The 16,558-nt window shown below is 43.6% G+C and carries 12 protein-coding genes; 5 read left to right on the top strand and 7 right to left on the bottom strand.

Annotated elements, in window-relative coordinates; translation table 11 throughout:
- The first annotated feature begins 5 nt into the window (after window positions 1-5).
- Window positions 6-2,711 carry a cation-translocating P-type ATPase gene (locus tag AC1D0K_RS07110; protein WP_477390445.1) on the top strand — a complete coding sequence of 902 codons (2,706 nt, stop codon included), beginning with the start codon at window positions 6-8 and terminating at the stop codon, window positions 2,709-2,711.
- Here the strand turns inward: AC1D0K_RS07110 and AC1D0K_RS07105 are convergent.
- The 3 genes from AC1D0K_RS07105 to AC1D0K_RS07095 all read right to left on the bottom strand — a co-directional run bounded on the left by AC1D0K_RS07105 (window position 2,700) and on the right by AC1D0K_RS07095 (window position 5,799).
- Window positions 2,700-3,767: an AI-2E family transporter gene (locus AC1D0K_RS07105; protein WP_477463033.1), complete on the bottom strand. Its 1,068-nt coding sequence runs from the start codon at window positions 3,765-3,767 to the stop codon at window positions 2,700-2,702. The two genes, AC1D0K_RS07110 and AC1D0K_RS07105, sit on opposite strands and share 12 nt — an antisense overlap.
- A gap of 197 nt (window positions 3,768-3,964) precedes the next feature.
- Window positions 3,965-4,219, bottom strand: coding sequence for a hypothetical protein (locus AC1D0K_RS07100; RefSeq protein WP_477390449.1), 255 nt, complete (start codon window positions 4,217-4,219; stop codon window positions 3,965-3,967).
- Between the two features lie 101 nt (window positions 4,220-4,320).
- Window positions 4,321-5,799 carry an MBL fold metallo-hydrolase RNA specificity domain-containing protein gene (locus AC1D0K_RS07095; RefSeq protein WP_477390451.1) on the bottom strand — a complete coding sequence of 493 codons (1,479 nt, stop codon included), beginning with the start codon at window positions 5,797-5,799 and terminating at the stop codon, window positions 4,321-4,323.
- A 144-nt stretch (window positions 5,800-5,943) separates the two neighbouring features.
- On the opposite strand from AC1D0K_RS07095, the gene AC1D0K_RS07090 reads away from it, so the two are divergent.
- The 4 genes from AC1D0K_RS07090 to AC1D0K_RS07075 all read left to right on the top strand — a co-directional run bounded on the left by AC1D0K_RS07090 (window position 5,944) and on the right by AC1D0K_RS07075 (window position 10,634).
- Window positions 5,944-6,375, top strand: a complete 432-nt coding sequence (locus tag AC1D0K_RS07090) for an Hsp20/alpha crystallin family protein (protein ID WP_477390453.1) — start codon at window positions 5,944-5,946, stop codon at window positions 6,373-6,375.
- A complete protein-coding gene (locus AC1D0K_RS07085; RefSeq protein WP_477390455.1) occupies window positions 6,368-6,601 on the top strand; it encodes a hypothetical protein in 234 nt (77 codons plus the stop codon). The genes AC1D0K_RS07090 and AC1D0K_RS07085 overlap by 8 nt, the downstream gene beginning before the upstream one ends.
- 243 nt (window positions 6,602-6,844) lie before the next feature.
- A complete protein-coding gene (locus AC1D0K_RS07080; protein WP_477390457.1) occupies window positions 6,845-7,729 on the top strand; it encodes a universal stress protein in 885 nt (294 codons plus the stop codon).
- A 355-nt stretch (window positions 7,730-8,084) separates the two neighbouring features.
- Window positions 8,085-10,634, top strand: coding sequence for a cation-translocating P-type ATPase (locus tag AC1D0K_RS07075; protein ID WP_477390459.1), 2,550 nt, complete (start codon window positions 8,085-8,087; stop codon window positions 10,632-10,634).
- Window positions 10,635-11,042: 408 nt separating this feature from the next.
- On the opposite strand, the gene AC1D0K_RS07070 is transcribed toward AC1D0K_RS07075, so the two are convergent.
- The 4 genes from AC1D0K_RS07070 to ppsA all read right to left on the bottom strand — a co-directional run bounded on the left by AC1D0K_RS07070 (window position 11,043) and on the right by ppsA (window position 16,415).
- A complete protein-coding gene (locus AC1D0K_RS07070; RefSeq protein WP_477390461.1) occupies window positions 11,043-12,023 on the bottom strand; it encodes an MlaD family protein in 981 nt (326 codons plus the stop codon).
- A 6-nt stretch (window positions 12,024-12,029) separates the two neighbouring features.
- Complete coding sequence (locus AC1D0K_RS07065) at window positions 12,030-12,806, bottom strand: ABC transporter ATP-binding protein (protein ID WP_295711443.1); 777 nt, start codon at window positions 12,804-12,806, stop codon at window positions 12,030-12,032.
- 5 nt (window positions 12,807-12,811) lie between these two features.
- Entirely contained in the window at window positions 12,812-13,597 is a 786-nt protein-coding gene (locus AC1D0K_RS07060) for an MlaE family ABC transporter permease (protein ID WP_477390462.1), read from the bottom strand.
- A 355-nt stretch (window positions 13,598-13,952) separates the two neighbouring features.
- A complete protein-coding gene (gene ppsA, locus AC1D0K_RS07055) occupies window positions 13,953-16,415 on the bottom strand; it encodes a phosphoenolpyruvate synthase (RefSeq protein WP_477463032.1) in 2,463 nt (820 codons plus the stop codon).
- Window positions 16,416-16,558 lie beyond the last annotated feature (143 nt).

The raw sequence follows: 16,558 nt of genomic DNA, 5'->3' as shown, positions 1-16,558 counted from the left end.
TGATAATGAAATATCCCTTAGATCACCCTTTTTCATTATCCCTGGAGGAAGTTGCAACACTCGTTCAAACAAATGTGAATAAAGGTATTCCTCAAAATGAGGCTGCAAAACGCAGTAAATCCTACGGGCTTAATATCTATAAAACTCAAAAGCAAAAAAGCCTCTGGTTTATCCTGCTGTTGCAATTCAGGAGCCCAATCGTTTACCTCCTGGTATTGGGGGCGACCGTTTCACTTTACTTTAAAGATCTGTTGGAGACAATAGCCATTTTGGTTGTTATTATTATCAATGCCCTGATTGGCTTTTTTATGGAAGTGCAAGCACGCAGTTCTATGAAGGCACTCAAAAAAATGGACGTCATACTGGCAAAGGTGATCCGCGATGGTAAAACAAAATCAGTCCCGTCGGAACAGCTGGTTCCCGGCGATCTGGTTCCGCTGGAGGCCGGGGATATAATCCCGGCAGATGGCCGTTTAGTAGAGGTGCACCGCTTGCAATGTGATGAATCATCGCTTACCGGCGAATCCCTTCCATCTGAAAAAAACACAGCAGCATTAACTGAGGATACTGTGGTTGGGGATCAAAAAAACATGGCTTTTAAAGGCACGTCCGTGCTCAGCGGGAACGGAAAAATGGTGATCACTGGTATTGCAGCACATACGCAATTAGGCACGATTACCGCTTTAGTGGAAAATTCGACCGATACAGCCACGCCACTGGATAAAAAACTGAATAGATTGAGTCGGAAACTGATCTGGATAACACTGGCTATGACCGCTATTTTTGCAGCAACAGGGTTTATCCAGGGTAAGCAAATATTGATCATCATTGAAACATCCATTGCGCTGGCGGTGGCTGCCATACCTGAGGGTTTACCTATTGTGTCAACGGTTGCTTTATCCTTTGGGATGTTGCTTATGGCCAGGCGTAATGCGATCGTAAAGAAATTATCCGCGGTAGAAACGCTGGGGAGTACCGGGGTGATACTAACTGACAAGACCGGAACCTTAACTGAAAATAAGATCTATGCAGATACATTGGCGTTTCCGGAGGAAAGTATCAAAGTAATCATAGAAAATAATAGTTTAAATTTCCCGGACGATGTGATTAACGTGAGCGCCGAAAACTTTGAAAAATTGCTATTAACTGGTATTCTATGCAATAATACCATCATTGCAACAGACGAAATGAGCGGTGGGGAAAAGAAGTTCTCCGGTGATCCGGTGGAAGTTGCGTTGTTACAAATAGCAGTTGCCGGGGGTTTGGATACCGATGCATTAAACAAACAATACGTACGTATCGGAGAAATTCCATTTAGTTCAGAGATCATGATGATGGGTACTTTGCACCAAACATCATCGGGATATTTTGCTGCTGCTAAAGGATCTGTTGAAAGATTGCTGGAGAAATGCAGTAAAGTTCAATCGGGCACGCTTATAAAAGTATTGGATGATGAATCCCGGATTGCCATACTTTCAAAATCGGAGAAAATGGCAACGACCGGGCTGCGGGTATTGGCATTTGCCTACCGGTCGGACAACACACTCGATGACCACAATTATTTGAGTGATATGGTTTATATTGGTATGGCTGGTTTTCTTGATCCACCCAGAACACATATTAAGGGGGCCATACTTACTTGTAGAAATGCAGGCATTAAAGTGGTGATGATTACCGGTGACCATCCGCAAACGGCCCTAAATATAGCCAGGGAAGTAGGTTTAATTGATGAAAACAACAAAAATGTAATCACCGGAAGGGAGCTTCCTACGAGTGACTCATTAACAAAAGAATGGAAGGAGCGTATTCTGGCTACTGCCGTTTTTGCACGTGCCTCACCCAAACAAAAACTGGAAATTGCCGACGTTTTTCAAAAGGCCGGGTCAATAGTAGCCATGACAGGCGATGGTGTTAATGATGCACCAGCATTAAAAAAAGCAGATGTTGGTATCGCTATGGGAATAAGAGGAACCCAGGTTGCTAAAGAAACAGCCAGTATTGTTTTGAAAGATGATTCGTTTACTTCAATTGCTGAGGCGGTAGCCCATGGCCGAGAAATATTTCAAAACATTCAAAAGTTCGTCGTCTACCTGATGTCTTGTAATCTGAGTGAGATTTTTATTGTAACCATCTTAGGTATTATTACCCCTGCGGCTACTTTACTGCCCCTGCAGATCCTTTTCTTAAATATGGTTACAGACATATTCCCCGCGCTGGCACTGGGCTTAGGTACAGGCGATAAAACAGTGATGCAGAAACCACCCAGAGACCCTGCAAAGGAAATCATTACCAATAAAGGCTGGATGGTTATTGCCTTATACTCCGTAACCATGACCTCGGCAGTAATTATTGCAGTAGTTTACTGTAAAGAGGTGATTCATACCAACGACGCTGTATGCAATAACGTAGCGTTTATCACGCTCACGTTTGCACAATTATTTCATGTGTTCAACATGTCTTCGAAGGGTTCTGGCTTTTTTAATAATGAAATTACCAGGAACAAATTTGTATGGGTGGCAGTTTTCATCTGTAGCGGCCTTACACTAATGGTTTTTGCAATCCCCGGTATCCGTTTAGTGTTAGGGCTATCGGTACTTTCGCTTAAATTATGGGTTACCGCAATAGCAGCGGGAATGCTACCATTGGTCGTTATCCAGGCTTTCAAAGCAATACCGGGGAAAACTAACCAACTATCTCAACTATCTCATTAAACTTCCATCAGGCTTTTTACAGGGTCGCTCATCGCCCAGGAGTACCCCCCATTGCTTAAAATTTTCAGAGCGATCAAACGCTATTTTTAAAATAGAAAGAACAGGCATCGCCAGGAACATACCCGATATACCAGCCATGCTGCCCGCTATAATGATCCCAAGAATGGAAACAAGCGGGTTAATTTTTACCTGTGAGCCTACAATCCGTGGCATTAAAATATTATTATCCAGCAATTGCACAAACGTAATAGCGCCTAATACGATCAGTACATCTGCAATACTATCAGATGAAGCAAGGGTTAACAATACACCTAAAATATTACCAATTAAGGCCCCCAGGTAAGGAATAAGGTTTAAAAAAGCAAAGATGATCCCTATCAGTAACGCATTTTGGATACCAAAAAGCCACAATATTCCCCCTAAAAGTATAATGATATAGGCGATTTGTATCAATAAGCCAACCAGGTAGCTTTTTACCATTTGCTCCGTCTGACGGATACCTTCTTCTACATTTTGATGCTCATCTTGTTTAAAACACATCAGCACGAACTTTAAAAAAAGATTCCTGTACAGCATGATCAGGTATATGTAGATCGGCAACAGTCCAATAAATATGACTATGCCTGATAAAGACCCTACCGCGCCTTTCAAAACACCGCCCAGGGAATTAAAAAGTTTTTGGCTTTGTACGTTAATAAATTTCAGCTGTTCTGCCGGAGAGTATCCAAATGAGTTACTTATCCAAATACTTAAATTATCCAAATGTTTAGCTACGGTCCTTTCTATTTGCGGAAAATCATTTAACAAAGCCCCCACCTGGCTGGAAAACAACCAAATGATTAACGCTATTACAATAGTTAATAATAATATCGGCAAAAAAACAGCAATAACTTCGGGCAGTTTTAGTTTTCTGAAAAAACGAAATATAGGCAAGAGCATCAAGCTGAAGAAAAATGCCATTAATATGGGCATTATGATTGTATTTCCAGCCACCAAGATAGTTCCTAAAACAAACAGGCCTATTAATTCTATAGCAAGTTTTACGGTCGTCGGCATTTTATTTATCATAGGATACAGTTAGGTTAAACTTTTGCAACTTGCTTTTTCATTATAACACATTCCCGGTTAACCAGCCAAACCGGTTAAGCACCTGGCTTTTTAATAAACCCTCTATCTGGTTTTCGTTTAATTCTCCTGACATGACGGACGGCTTACTGGTTAACAATCTAATATCCAGACCTGAAGTAGTTTTATCAATCCTGGTACAGCAGCAGTTCCTGTGCACGAATCACGAATTCGGTGAGGTGGGTAAATTGCCTGTTTTCATATTCCCAGTTAAGAATGAACCGGTATTTACCATCATCACATGGGCCCAGAGCAACTTCAAAGTCTTTCTTTCCTTCACTGTCAACCAAAATTTGTTGAGCTGTATACGTATCACCACAAAGGCGGCTCAAACAAGCCCGGCCTTTAACAGGGTGTAAAAAATTAAATTTCAGACTTGGCATATCTCCTCCCTATTTAAAGCAAAATGTACTACCAAATTTAGATGCCACCGATCTCCCAAAAAATGATATCCGGCACAAAATAGCCTGATCTTCTGTATTTTTCAGACGGGCAAACCAGCCGGTTTAACCGGATCTTCATTTTCCATTCCGGTAAAGGGCTGCTCTTTTAACTCATTACGCTTTATCGGGAACAGTAACTTTGGCCGGCCTTCCTTCATGATCGTAACGGGAACACGAAGTTCATCTTTTAGCTTCACCCGGAGTGCCTCCTGCGCGCAGGGCTCACCATGTACAAGAAAGACCTCCGCGGGCGCCGGTTCAAATCCTTTTATCCACGTTAGCAATTCGCGCTGGTCTGCATGTGCTGATAAGCCGCCGATCTCCAAAGTCCGCGCTCTAACCGGGTAATATTGCCCATGTATCTTAATTTCTGGCACCTGGTTAAGCAGGGCTCTTCCCCGGGTGCCTTCAGCCTGGTATCCAATCATCAGTACAGTGTTCCTTGCATCCCCGAGGTAATGTTTAAGATATTCCAACACCCTGCCACCTGTGAGCATCCCACTTGCAGCGAGCACCACCTTACTTCCTTTTTGACGGATGATTTTTTCTGTATGGTGATAATCCGGGTTAATAGTCACCCCGCTGAACATGCGGGTAGTTTCTGCTTCGGGGATTGTTAGCCAGCCCGGGTATTTCAACAAAGAACGGCCGGCCGAAGCCGCCATAGGGCTATCCAGGAAAACCGGGATGCTTTGAGGTATTCCCCCGGATTTTTTAAGCCGGTATAAAACATGTATCACATCCTGTGCCCGGCCCACAGCAAAACAGGGGATCAGCAGGTTACCGCGCCTAAAAATCGTATCCTTGATGGCCAGGCCAAATGCTTCCGCCGGATCAGCGGCGTCATGCAGCCGATCCCCATATGTGGATTCCATCACCACAAAAGCCTTAACCGGATGAACCGGCGGAGGAAGCAATTCTGAATGATAACGCCCGATATCACCAGAAAATACAATAGTTTTTCCATAACAAGTAATCTCCAGAGAACAGGCCCCAACAATATGACCGGCGGGGAAAAACTTAAACCAGATCTGCTCATTCAAACGGAAGGCACGTTCGGGCTCCAACGTCACAAACTGCTGTAACGCTGTTTCCACATCCTCCGTTGTATATAATGGTTCGGCCGGCCGGTGTTTGCTGTAACCGCGCCTATTGGCTTTATCAGCATCCTCCTCCTGTAATTTTGCGCTGTCCCTCAAAATGAGTTCTGCCAGGTCTCGGGTGGGTGGGCTCATATAAATTTTGCCCCCGTATCCGTTTTTAACAAATAAAGGAATATACCCGCAATGATCAAGATGTGCATGGGTAAGGATCATCACATCAACGGCCGAAAGTTCAGCCGGCGGTCTTTCCCAGTTTCGTTCCCGGAGAGACTTGATACCCTGAAATAAGCCACAATCTACCAGGATGTTCAACTCCGGTGTTTGCAGCAGGTGTTTTGAACCTGTAACAGTTTCTGCTGCCCCAAAAGACTGTAAATAAACAGCATCATTAATAGATGCATCATTTGCGTTGTCCATAACTAATGGCTTTTAATATCCGGTAAAATTAGCGCGTAGATGAAGCCAAATTATTGATGAACGTCACAATGGAAACTGATCTGGGTCATCGTGATTGGCCACAGATAATAGGAAATTTGAACTGTAACCATTAAATAAATCATTATGTCAACTTTAGTAAAAACTAACAGCTTTCCATCATTAAGGTCAATGATGGAAGATTTTTGGAACACCGACAGGTTTTTTGACAAACCTTTGTTTTCAGGCGAGCAATTACCTGCAGTTAACGTCCGGGAAACAAAAGATAATTTTGAACTGGAAGTAGCGGCACCCGGCTTTAAAAAGGACGATTTTAAGGTCTCTACAGGAAATGGTTTGATAACGATCAGCGCGGAAACCAGCAGCGAACAAAAGGAAGAAAAAGAAAATTACACCCGTAAGGAGTTTTCAAAAAGCGCCTTCACCCGTAGCTTTAAGCTGCCCGAAAACGTTTTGGAAGAAAAGATCAAAGCATCATACAAAGATGGCTTACTGGTCATTGATCTTAAAAAATCAGACAAAGCCCTGACGGCCAAAAAAGAAGTAAAAATTGACTGATCCCCAATTTCAGGACAATCAGCCAAACAGTTTCAATCTCAGTAACACCATAACGCCGGACCTCACCAAACAATATCATGATACCAATCATGTGGTGGCCGACCGGGGGTTCCATAAAATTGAAACAGCTTTCCTGCTGCGTTTAATGGGTGATCTCTTCATCCGGGCATTGCAGCGTCATATCCCGCCAAACTCAAACGGGCAGGAAAGCATCTTTATCAATTAGAAACAATTTTGCTGATAAGCAGCTTGATCACCTGTTCAAACTACCCTAAATAATAACGAGGCTGCCCCGCCTGGTGCTTTCTTAATAAAAAAGATATAGACCGCTCGCTTTAATCGTAATCCATGATGATTTGTATGGTATTATATTTTTATGCCTGTTATCATATACGCAAGTGACCAGGATCATTTAACGGGAGAAGCAAAAAATCAACCTTTGTAACGCAACACTTTAAAACCACCCAATATGAAAACCATATTAGTCCCTACCGATTTTTCTGCTCCCGCAAACAATGCCGCGCGCTATGCCCTGCACCTGGCCAAAGGCATGAAAACAGGGATCAGGTTATGCAGCGCGATTTCAGTGCCAGCAGAGGCCCGGATGGCGCCGCAAGTAGCATGGCCGTTGGAAGATTATACCTCTATGAAAAATTTCACAACAGAGCAATTGGAGCTTTCTGTAGAAAAATTAAAGCAAAAACTGAAAGACCAGGCAGAAGGCCTGCCGCCGGATTATCAACCGGCCATTGGTTACAGCAGCGAGGTTGGCTCAGTAACAGAAGTGATCAGAAATGTGGTGGGAGAACAAAAAATGTCCCTGGTGGTGATGGGCATGTCAGGTGCAGGGGGGCTCAGTCGATTTTTCCTGGGCAGCAACAGCAGGGAGCTGATAGAAAAAGCCAATTTCCCGGTTATCCTTATTCCGGCTGATTTTATATATAAGCCCATTCAAAAGATTGCCTTTGCCACTGATTTAAGCAAGAGCGATATCGAGGTAATTCATTCCCTGGCCAGTATGGCGCGTTATTTCAACGCGGAGATCCTGGTTAGTCATGTTACTGATGAAAAAAGTGAAAACCTCAGGGAAAAACAGGATATAGATAATTTTCTCAGTGAAGTATCCGATAAAGCCAATTATCCAAAAATCTACTACCGCCATGTCAGGAGCGTAGATGTAGATAGTGGCCTGAACTGGCTTTATGAACACAGCCAGATTGATATGCTGGCCATGGTTCACCGCCCGCATAATTTTCTTTCGAAGCTGATTAGCGGCAGCCATACGCAGAGACTGGCTAAGCATATCACCATTCCGCTACTGGTGTTTCCGCCTGACTGCTGCGCGGTTATTTAAAACATACCCAAAGCAAACGTTGTTCCTTCAGATAAACTGTAATTGCGTTAAAATGGAAACTCCCGGGTTTACGCAGTCCATGATATTCAAAAAAGCAAGTCAGGAACGGATGATCAAATCAGCGGCTAAACTGCCCCGCCAAAATGGTCTGCCCTTTTTTGATACATTAAAAATAATCCCTGTTCATACACAGACAACCGTATTCAGTCTTTCACAGGCCATTAAAAAATTAAGGAAAGGCCAGATTAGCGGAGCTGCGGTTTTGACAATGGACTCAAGCCGTTTATAGAAAATCGGGTTTAGCTATCCAAAAGTCTTTTTAATTACGGCTTATCCGATGCCTAAAAAATAAATAATGGAAACTACTCCTATTACCGTTCGCCCCGGATATCCAACTGCAAAAATAGCCGGCATAAGCGGATTGAATGATGCGCAGGTTATCGAAGCCCGAAACCAATTTGGTTTTAACCGGTTGGCTTTTAAAAAAGGGAATCGTTTCTTTGATGCGGTCAAAAGCCTTTCCAAAGAGCCTATGGTCCTGCTGCTCCTGGCAACCTCAGGGATTTATTTTATCAGCGGCAATACCGGCGATGGTTTTTTCCTGGCCTCTGCAATTGTACTGGTTTCGGCTATTTCCCTGTATCAGGACTCCCGGAGCCGCAATGCGCTGGAACAGCTCAAGAACTATACACAGGCTGGCTGTAGTGTTATCCGGAACAGCAAAACAGTAAGTATAAGTGCCGACGAAGTGGTTGTGGGCGACAGCCTGGTTGTTGAAGAAGGCGCAGCCATTATGGCTGATGCCACAATTGTTCAGTCAAATGATTTCTCGGTTAACGAATCCATTCTCACCGGGGAATCACTGCCCGTTTATAAAGATCCAGAACAAAGTGACCATTTTATTTACCGGGGTACCACGGTGGCCAGCGGATTGGCCATTGCTACAGTAACAGCCATCGCCCATGAAACAAAGCTGGGAAAAATTGGCCAAAGTTTGGAAGCTATATCAGAGGAGCAAACCCCACTGGAATTGCAGATCGGTAGTTTTGTCAAAAAGATGGTGATTGCGGGTGTCGTTGTATTCCTGATTGTCTGGGCCATCAATTACTACCGTTCTGCCCTCATTTTAGATAGCCTGCTGAAAGGACTTACGCTGGCGATGAGTATATTACCAGAAGAAATACCGGTAGCCTTTACCACCTTTATGGCCATTGGCGCCTGGCGTTTGATGAAGATGGGAATCGTGGTTAAACAAATGAAAACGGTGGAGACATTAGGCAGCGCTACTGTGATCTGTACAGACAAAACGGGAACGATCACCGAAAACAGGATGAGCCTGGCCGGTGTCTTCGCGCTGAGATCAAACCACATTGCTAATGATGCAGCGCTGTTTGATCCAAATGAACGGGAACTCATCAGGATAGCTATGTGGGCCAGTGAGCCTGTACCGTTTGACCCAATGGAGATAGCCCTGCATCATACTTATACGCAAATATTTGCGGCTGATGAAAGGCCGTTTTATCAAATGATCCATGAATACCCCCTGGGCGGCAAGCCTCCCATGATGACTCATATTTTCGCTGATGGTTCGGGGCACCGGATCATTGCCGCCAAGGGGGCTCCGGAGGCTATCATGCGTTTATGTTTACTGAGCGAAGACGAACGAAGACATACCATGGCTGCTATAGCCACACTTACTGATGATGGTTACCGGGTGTTGGGAGTTGGAGAAGCCATTTTTGGAGATGATGCGTTCCCTGCCAGCCAACAGGAATTCCGATTCACATTTAAAGGGATCGTGGCTTTTTACGATCCTCCAAAAGCAAATATTACCGATGTGCTGAAAACATTCTATAAAGCAGGTATAGGGGTAAAGATCATTACCGGCGACAATGCGGCGACAACTGCATCCATCGCGAGGCAAATCGGCTTCAAGGGATATGATAAATGCATAGACGGCGCGGCGTTAATGATACAAAGCGATGAAGAATTACAGGAAACCGTTCTCCAAATCAATGTATTTACGCGAATGTTCCCCGAGGCGAAGCTGAGGGTGGTTCAAGCCCTGAAAACAGGTAACCAAATTGTGGCCATGACCGGCGATGGCGTAAATGACGGACCTGCATTAAAAGCGGCACATATTGGCATTGCAATGGGCAAAAAAGGAACAGAGATTGCCAAACAAGCTGCCTCCCTCGTTCTTGCAGATGATGACCTGTCAAAAATGACAGATGCGGTTGCCATGGGCAGAAGAATATACGCCAATCTTAAAAAAGCCATTCAGTATATCATTTCTATTCACATCCCTATTATCCTCACCGTTTTCATTCCGCTGTTCTTCGGCTGGATCTATCCCAATATTTTTTCGCCCATACATATTATCTTTCTCGAATTAATCATGGGCCCCACCTGTTCTATCGTTTATGAAAATGAACCTATTGAAAAGAATAGCATGCTGCAAAAGCCCAGGGCATTTACCCAAACCTTTTTTGACTGGAAGGAGCTTATAACAAGTGTTATTCAGGGATTGGTCATCACCGCCGGAACGTTAAGTATCTATTGGTTTGCCGTATACCAGCACTCTAATGAGCCTGTTACCCGTACTATGGTATTCAGCACATTAATTGCGGCCAACATCATACTAACATTGGTAAACCGTTCCTTTTATTATTCCCTATTAACCACCATTAAATACCGCAATAACCTGGTGCCTGTTGTGCTCGGTATCACTTTAATTGTTTCCGGATCATTGTTTTATATCCATCCCTTGTCAGCGTTTTTTGGATTTGAACCTTTAAGTATTGCTCAGTTGTCCATCAGCTCGGGAGCGGGCATACTATCGGTAATATGGATTGAATTATTAAAACCGGGAAAAAGATCTGCTTTCGCGCTAAAGCCAGCTTAGTTGGCCATAGCTTCAGGCCTGCAAACTGCAATTTAAAATATAACAACAACTGTGGTAAAATTCGATCGCTATTCATTTCCGTTCCACTCAAAAAACAGCGCCGACCCTATAAAATCGGGGGAATAAATGATGAAGATCAATGCAATATATGACAAACTACAAGTTTCCAGAATTTCCCTCAAGCTATATTTGTATTACCCGATGGATGGAATTTATTCCTGTTTCGGTAGATGAAGCAGTACATTTTGTCTTTAGTGACTGATGTACTGCCGCATTGCGGAATCGGCGATCCCGGTTCCGTTTTTTTATTTTTCACATCTCCCAAACAAAACATACCTGTGTTTTGCGCTTGCTATTAAATCCACAACAACCTGGCGATTTTTTGTGTTAAAATATTCTTAGTTTTAGTTATTGGCCTTTCTTTTTCTTTTTTTCAAGGCTTTTAAAATAGCCCCTCAGTAAAAAATTATGTTTTAAGGCCTCCATATTCTGATTAAACCCGGCGGTGCCGTCTTGAATATTTTTCACGGTTTGTTTTAGTTGCCCGGCCACAGCGGAGTCACGGAGCAATACGTAAAGGGAGCCATCTTTCGATGACAGGTCCTGGCTAACGGCTTCGATCAATGTATTCAGTCGAATGGTCGCCAGGTTTGCTTGATCACTAACCGAACTTACCTTCTGCATTGTGTTATTTAAATTCCCAGCAAAGGCTGTATCGGTTAGTAAAAGTCCGGCTGCGCCCCTTCCCTTTCTGATTCCTTTTACAATGATGTCCAGGTTTACAGCCATATCTCTGGCATTTGCTGTGGCTTCATGAATGTTTTTTAAAGAAGACCGGAGAACCGGACTTAATTCCTTATCGTTCAACAATTCCAAAATCTTGCTTTCGTTGATACGCTGAACCGTGCTTTTTAATTCTTCGGAGATAAGCGCAATATTATTATTGGTCTTATCCAGGGTCTGCAGCATGGCATCAGTACTTACAGCTTTACGGGTTTGCAGGTAATCACCCTTGCTTATCGCGAAACTTTTGCCCGTTCCGGGCTGAATATTAATAACTTTATTACCCATCAGCCCTTCGGTCCCAACTGTAGCGATAGCATCCTTATGAATAAATGAACCTACTTTAGGGTCGATCAACAAAATCACTTCAATCGACGTATCGTTAATCAACTGCATGTCTTTAACCGTTCCGGCCTGAATACCGGAGTATAAAACATTATTCCCGGCTATTAATCCGTTCAAATTGGAAAAGCGCACTTTTATTTCAAAACCACCTCCAAACAGGTTGTGATTCTTCCCGATCATGTAAAAGGAAAATATCAGCACCAGTAATCCTGCCAATGTAAATACACCCAATTTGATGTTATTTTCTCCCTGGTTTGCCATAGTTTGTTATTCAAAAAATTGTTTAATATTTTCATCTGTAGCATCCTCCAGTTCCTGGTAAGTACCTTCCATATAACACTTTCCGTCCAACAGTAAAACTACCCGGTCGGCTGTGTTTTTAACGCAATTCATATCATGAGATATAATGATGGAAGCCGTATGGTATTTTTTCTGCAGGGATAAAATGAGATTATCGATCTCCCTTGCGGTTACAGGGTCAAGCCCGGTGGTTGGCTCATCATACAGAATGATCTCAGGTTTAAGAATCAATGTACGGGCCAGCGCTACCCTTTTGAGCATCCCTCCGGAAAGCTCGGCAGGCATCATATCCACGGTATGCGGCAGGCCCACATTGTCCAGGGCTTCTTTCACCATGGCGTCTACCTCGGTTTGCGGCAGCCTGATCCATTGCCTTCGGAGGGAAAATTCAAGATTTTCTCTGACGGTCATGGAATCATAAAGAGCGTTTCCCTGAAAAAGAAAACCGATTTTGGTCCTGATCTTGTCCAGATCTTCGTGATCTAATTCCGGTATATTTTTCCCCAGCACAATGATCTTACCACTATCCGGCTTTAAAAGCCCGATGATGCATTTGATGAGGACAGATTTTCCAGACCCCGATTTACCGAGCACCACCAGATTTTCATTCTCATACACTTTGAGATTAAAATCATTCAGTACCACATTCTCCCCAAATCTTTTACAAAGATGTTCAATCTCAATTACAGCTTCCGGTTTTCCCGTTATCTTGCCTGTTGTTGATGATCTGATTGGCGTTTCCATTGCATTTAGTTTAGTCCAAGAACATCGGTAAGTTGCACGGCCAATAAATCAATGATAAATATCAGCACCGAAGCCAACACTACGGCAGTATTAGCAGAACTACCCACACCGCGCGTCCCTTTACTGGAATTATAGCCTTTATAACAGCCAACAATGCCTACCGCAAAGCCGAAAAAAAAAGTTTTTATAACAGCTGGAGTAAGATCACCAAAGCTTAAACTATCAAATACCTGGGTGTAAAACAGGCGAATACTCGTCACCGATCGGATATTGACACCGATATAGGCGCCGAACAGGGAGATTGCATCACTGAGGATAGTAAGGATAGGCAACATTAAAGTTGATGCCAACACCCGTGTGGCTACTAAATATTTAAAGGGGTTGGTACCGCTTACTTCCATGGCGTCGATCTGCTCGGTTACTTTCATGGAGCCTAATTCGGCGCCAATACTGCTACCGATTTTACCGGCAAAGATCAAGGCAGTAATTACCGGGCCAATCTCGCGAACAATAGCTATGCCCACCATCACGGGCAACTCAGATTCGACCCCGTAACTGATCAGGGAGGGCCTTAATTGCATAGTCAATACAAGGCCCATAATAAATCCGGTCAAACCAATCAGCGGCAGGGACTTGTAACCAATTAAATAACACTGAGTCAGCAGCTCTTTTACTTCAAACCGGGGTTTCAAACCCATAGAAAAAAAACGCCCTGTAAATCTCATTACATGACCGGTTTCTTTAAAGAATTCCAGTATCCGGTCAGTAAAAGCCCAATGAATTTTATCCATGCTATCCATGCTGTACAGATCTGATTTTTAGCTAAAAGTACCACGTTCGCCATCGCGGAGAAATGACGAACATCATACAGGTAAATGATCAATGTCATGAATGCACCCTGGAGATGATTATAGCTTCTACTCAAAAATCTATAATTATAAATAAAGCTCCGGGTAACCAGAGCTCACACCATATATAGGGCAAAAAAAAATTCTTATCGGCTTTGTTTTCAAATAGTTTATTCCTCTTCACCGGCGTTGTTCCAATACTTCAACCTTGATTTTTTTCGACTTAAATAACAGGCAGTTTTTTTAAAGTGCATTAATTTCATTGTAATTGCCAGGGCAGATATCGTAGCCATTCCGTTTAAGCGATGCCCTTTGCATGGGTTGATAAATTTTTAAGATTAACTGGTCGGTTTACTTTTTTTGTTGATTTGATTAGGGGCGAAAGCGTTTCGTTGATATTATTAATACCATTGATGAGTGCATCCGGGTTAAACGAAATACTATCAATACCTGCGGTAACGATTAGCCTGGTGAAATCTTTGGAGTCGCTTGGGGCTTGTCCGCAAAGTCCAACATTTCTCTTCAATTGATTTGCCTTTTGAATCATTAAAACAATCAACTTTTTGCTGGCAGCATTCTGCTCATCAAATAAATCGGCGATCAAGGCAGAATCTCTGTCAATACCGAGTGTTAATTGGGTAAGATCATTGGAACCGATAGAAAAACCATCAAAAACAGCAGCAAATTCTTCGGCCAGCAAAACATTACTTGGTATTTCTGCCATAACAAATACCTCCAGTCCATTGACACCTTTTTTCAAACCGTATTTTTTCATCTGTGCGATAACCTTTTTACCTTCCTCAACAGTACGGCAAAAAGGGATCATCAATTTAACATTGGTGAAGCCCATATCGTCTCTGACCTTTTTCATGGCCTCACATTCCAACCGGAAGCCCTCCCGGTAACGCTCATGCGTGTAACGCGAAGCCCCCCGGAATCCGATCATCGGGTTTTCTTCATCCGGTTCAAAGTATTTGCCGCCAATCAAACCCGCGTATTCATTCGTCTTAAAGTCGCTCATTCTAACGATGACTTCCTTGGGATAAAAAGCAGCGGCAATGGTAGCAACCCCTTGTGCCAGCCGGTCCACAAAATACCTTGTCTTATCCGGGTAACCAGAGGTCAGATGCGCAATCCTCAACCGGTCTGTTTCGTCAATAACACGCTCAAAATGAACCAGTGCCATGGGGTGTACCTTAACAGAATGGGTAATGATAAACTCCAGCCTCATCAGCCCGACGCCATGGTTAGGATAAAATGACAGTTGGAAAGCCTGATCAGGATCACCTACAATCAACTGTGCCCTGGGATGCTCGGGCAAATGGACTTTCTTTAAATCAGTCAGGGTTTCTTTCCAGTTCAATTTGCCACGATAAACAATTCCGGTCTTACCCTCGGTACAGCAGAGGGTTATCTCTTCACCGTCTTTGATATTAACCGTAGCGTTTTCGGTACCAACAATCGCTACCGCTCCCAGTTCCCTGGCTATGATGGCCGCATGACTGGTTCTGCCACCTTTGTTGGTAACGATCCCCGCTACCTTTTTGAGTATGGGGTCCCAATCCGGGTTGGTGGTGTCAGTAACGAGGATGTCTCCCTCGTTAAGTTTACCGGCCTCTTCAGGCGAGCTCAGTAATCGTGCAAAACCGCTGGTGATCTGGTGCCCAACGGCAGCTCCCGTGGTGATCGTTTCACCTTTTTCTAAAATATGGCAGGTTTTTATCTGTAGCTTCTTTTGTTGACTGTGCACGGTTTCCGGTCTTGCCTGGATGATGTAAAGCTGGTGGTTCTGTCCGTCTTTCGCCCATTCAAAGTCCATGGGTTTTTTATAATACTCTTCAATGATCACTGCCCAGCGGGCCAGTTGCTCAATTTCCATATCATCCAGAACAAATTTCCCCCTCAATTCCCAGGGTGTATCCCTATTTATCGTTGTATGGTGTTCATTCCCATCCTCGGTATAAAGCAGCATTTTGCTTTTGCTGCCCAATTTTTTCTGTAAAATCGCTTCCTTATTTTTTTTCAAAGTAGGCTTGAACACGATAAACTCGTCTGGAACAACGGTGCCCTGTACCATATTTTCACCTAAGCCCCAAACCCCGGCAAGGTGCACCACATCCCTAAATCCCGATTCGGGCTCAAGGGTAAATCCAACACCTGAACAGCCCAGGTCTGAGCGGACCATTTGCTGAATACCCACAGAAAGAAAAACTTTAGCGTGATCGAAGCCCTTATCTTCCCTGTATTTAATAGCGCGGTCGGTGTAAAGGGATGCAAAACATTGTTTTACCGCATAGATAACAGCCCAATGCCCCTGTATATTTAAATAGGATTCATGCTGACCGGCAAAACTGGCATCCGGAAGGTCTTCGGCTGTCGCGCTGCTACGTACGGCTACTGATGGTTCTGAAAAATTAAACAGGTAGTCATAAGCATCAATAATGGTCATTTGGAGGTCCTGGGGCATTTCAGCGTCCATCATCAGTTTCCTGGCTTTTGCTCCAACCTGGGAAAGATTGGTAAAATTATCCCGATCAAGCTCTTCAAGTATTTTTTGCAGGGGCTGCTGTAGTTTATTGCGCGTTAAAAAATATTGGTAGGCTGCAGCTGTAACCGCAAATCCATCCGGGATGGGTATGCCCATGGGCACCAAATGGGTAAACATTTCTCCGATGGAAGCATTTTTACCACCGACCTCTGCAATATTTTGCATCCCGATTTCACTGAATTTTTTGATGAAAGATTCCATATTGATTTTCATTATTTATTTGAAAGTATCTTATATCTTATCTACCCGCTGGCGGTTGTTTCTTCTCGCTTAGTGAGAAGCTAATTTCTGCCTAAAACCTTCTCCAAATAATGATCAGGGTCAGAACCAAAACTGATCCTGCGCAAAAAACAGGT

The sequence above is a fragment of the Mucilaginibacter sp. P1_A3 genome (assembly GCF_056406855.1).
The sequence above is the reverse complement of the archived record's forward strand: the minus strand, read 5'-3'. Positions and strand labels throughout refer to the sequence as shown.

What these genes read in the sequence shown, in the direction of transcription:
- AC1D0K_RS07090 (WP_477390453.1), top strand. Translation starts at nt 5,944, where the DNA reads ATGTCAACTTTAGTAAAAACTAACAGCTTTCCATCATTAAGGTCAATG.
- AC1D0K_RS07105 (WP_477463033.1), bottom strand. Translation starts at nt 3,767, where the DNA reads ATGCCGACGACCGTAAAACTTGCTATAGAATTAATAGGCCTGTTTGTT.
- AC1D0K_RS07100 (WP_477390449.1), bottom strand. Translation starts at nt 4,219, where the DNA reads ATGCCAAGTCTGAAATTTAATTTTTTACACCCTGTTAAAGGCCGGGCT.
- AC1D0K_RS07080 (WP_477390457.1), top strand. Translation starts at nt 6,845, where the DNA reads ATGAAAACCATATTAGTCCCTACCGATTTTTCTGCTCCCGCAAACAAT.
- AC1D0K_RS07070 (WP_477390461.1), bottom strand. Translation starts at nt 12,023, where the DNA reads ATGGCAAACCAGGGAGAAAATAACATCAAATTGGGTGTATTTACATTG.
- AC1D0K_RS07110 (WP_477390445.1), top strand. Translation starts at nt 6, where the DNA reads ATGAAATATCCCTTAGATCACCCTTTTTCATTATCCCTGGAGGAAGTT.
- AC1D0K_RS07065 (WP_295711443.1), bottom strand. Translation starts at nt 12,806, where the DNA reads ATGGAAACGCCAATCAGATCATCAACAACAGGCAAGATAACGGGAAAA.
- AC1D0K_RS07060 (WP_477390462.1), bottom strand. Translation starts at nt 13,597, where the DNA reads ATGGATAAAATTCATTGGGCTTTTACTGACCGGATACTGGAATTCTTT.
- AC1D0K_RS07095 (WP_477390451.1), bottom strand. Translation starts at nt 5,799, where the DNA reads ATGGACAACGCAAATGATGCATCTATTAATGATGCTGTTTATTTACAG.
- AC1D0K_RS07075 (WP_477390459.1), top strand. Translation starts at nt 8,085, where the DNA reads ATGGAAACTACTCCTATTACCGTTCGCCCCGGATATCCAACTGCAAAA.
- ppsA (WP_477463032.1), bottom strand. Translation starts at nt 16,415, where the DNA reads ATGAAAATCAATATGGAATCTTTCATCAAAAAATTCAGTGAAATCGGG.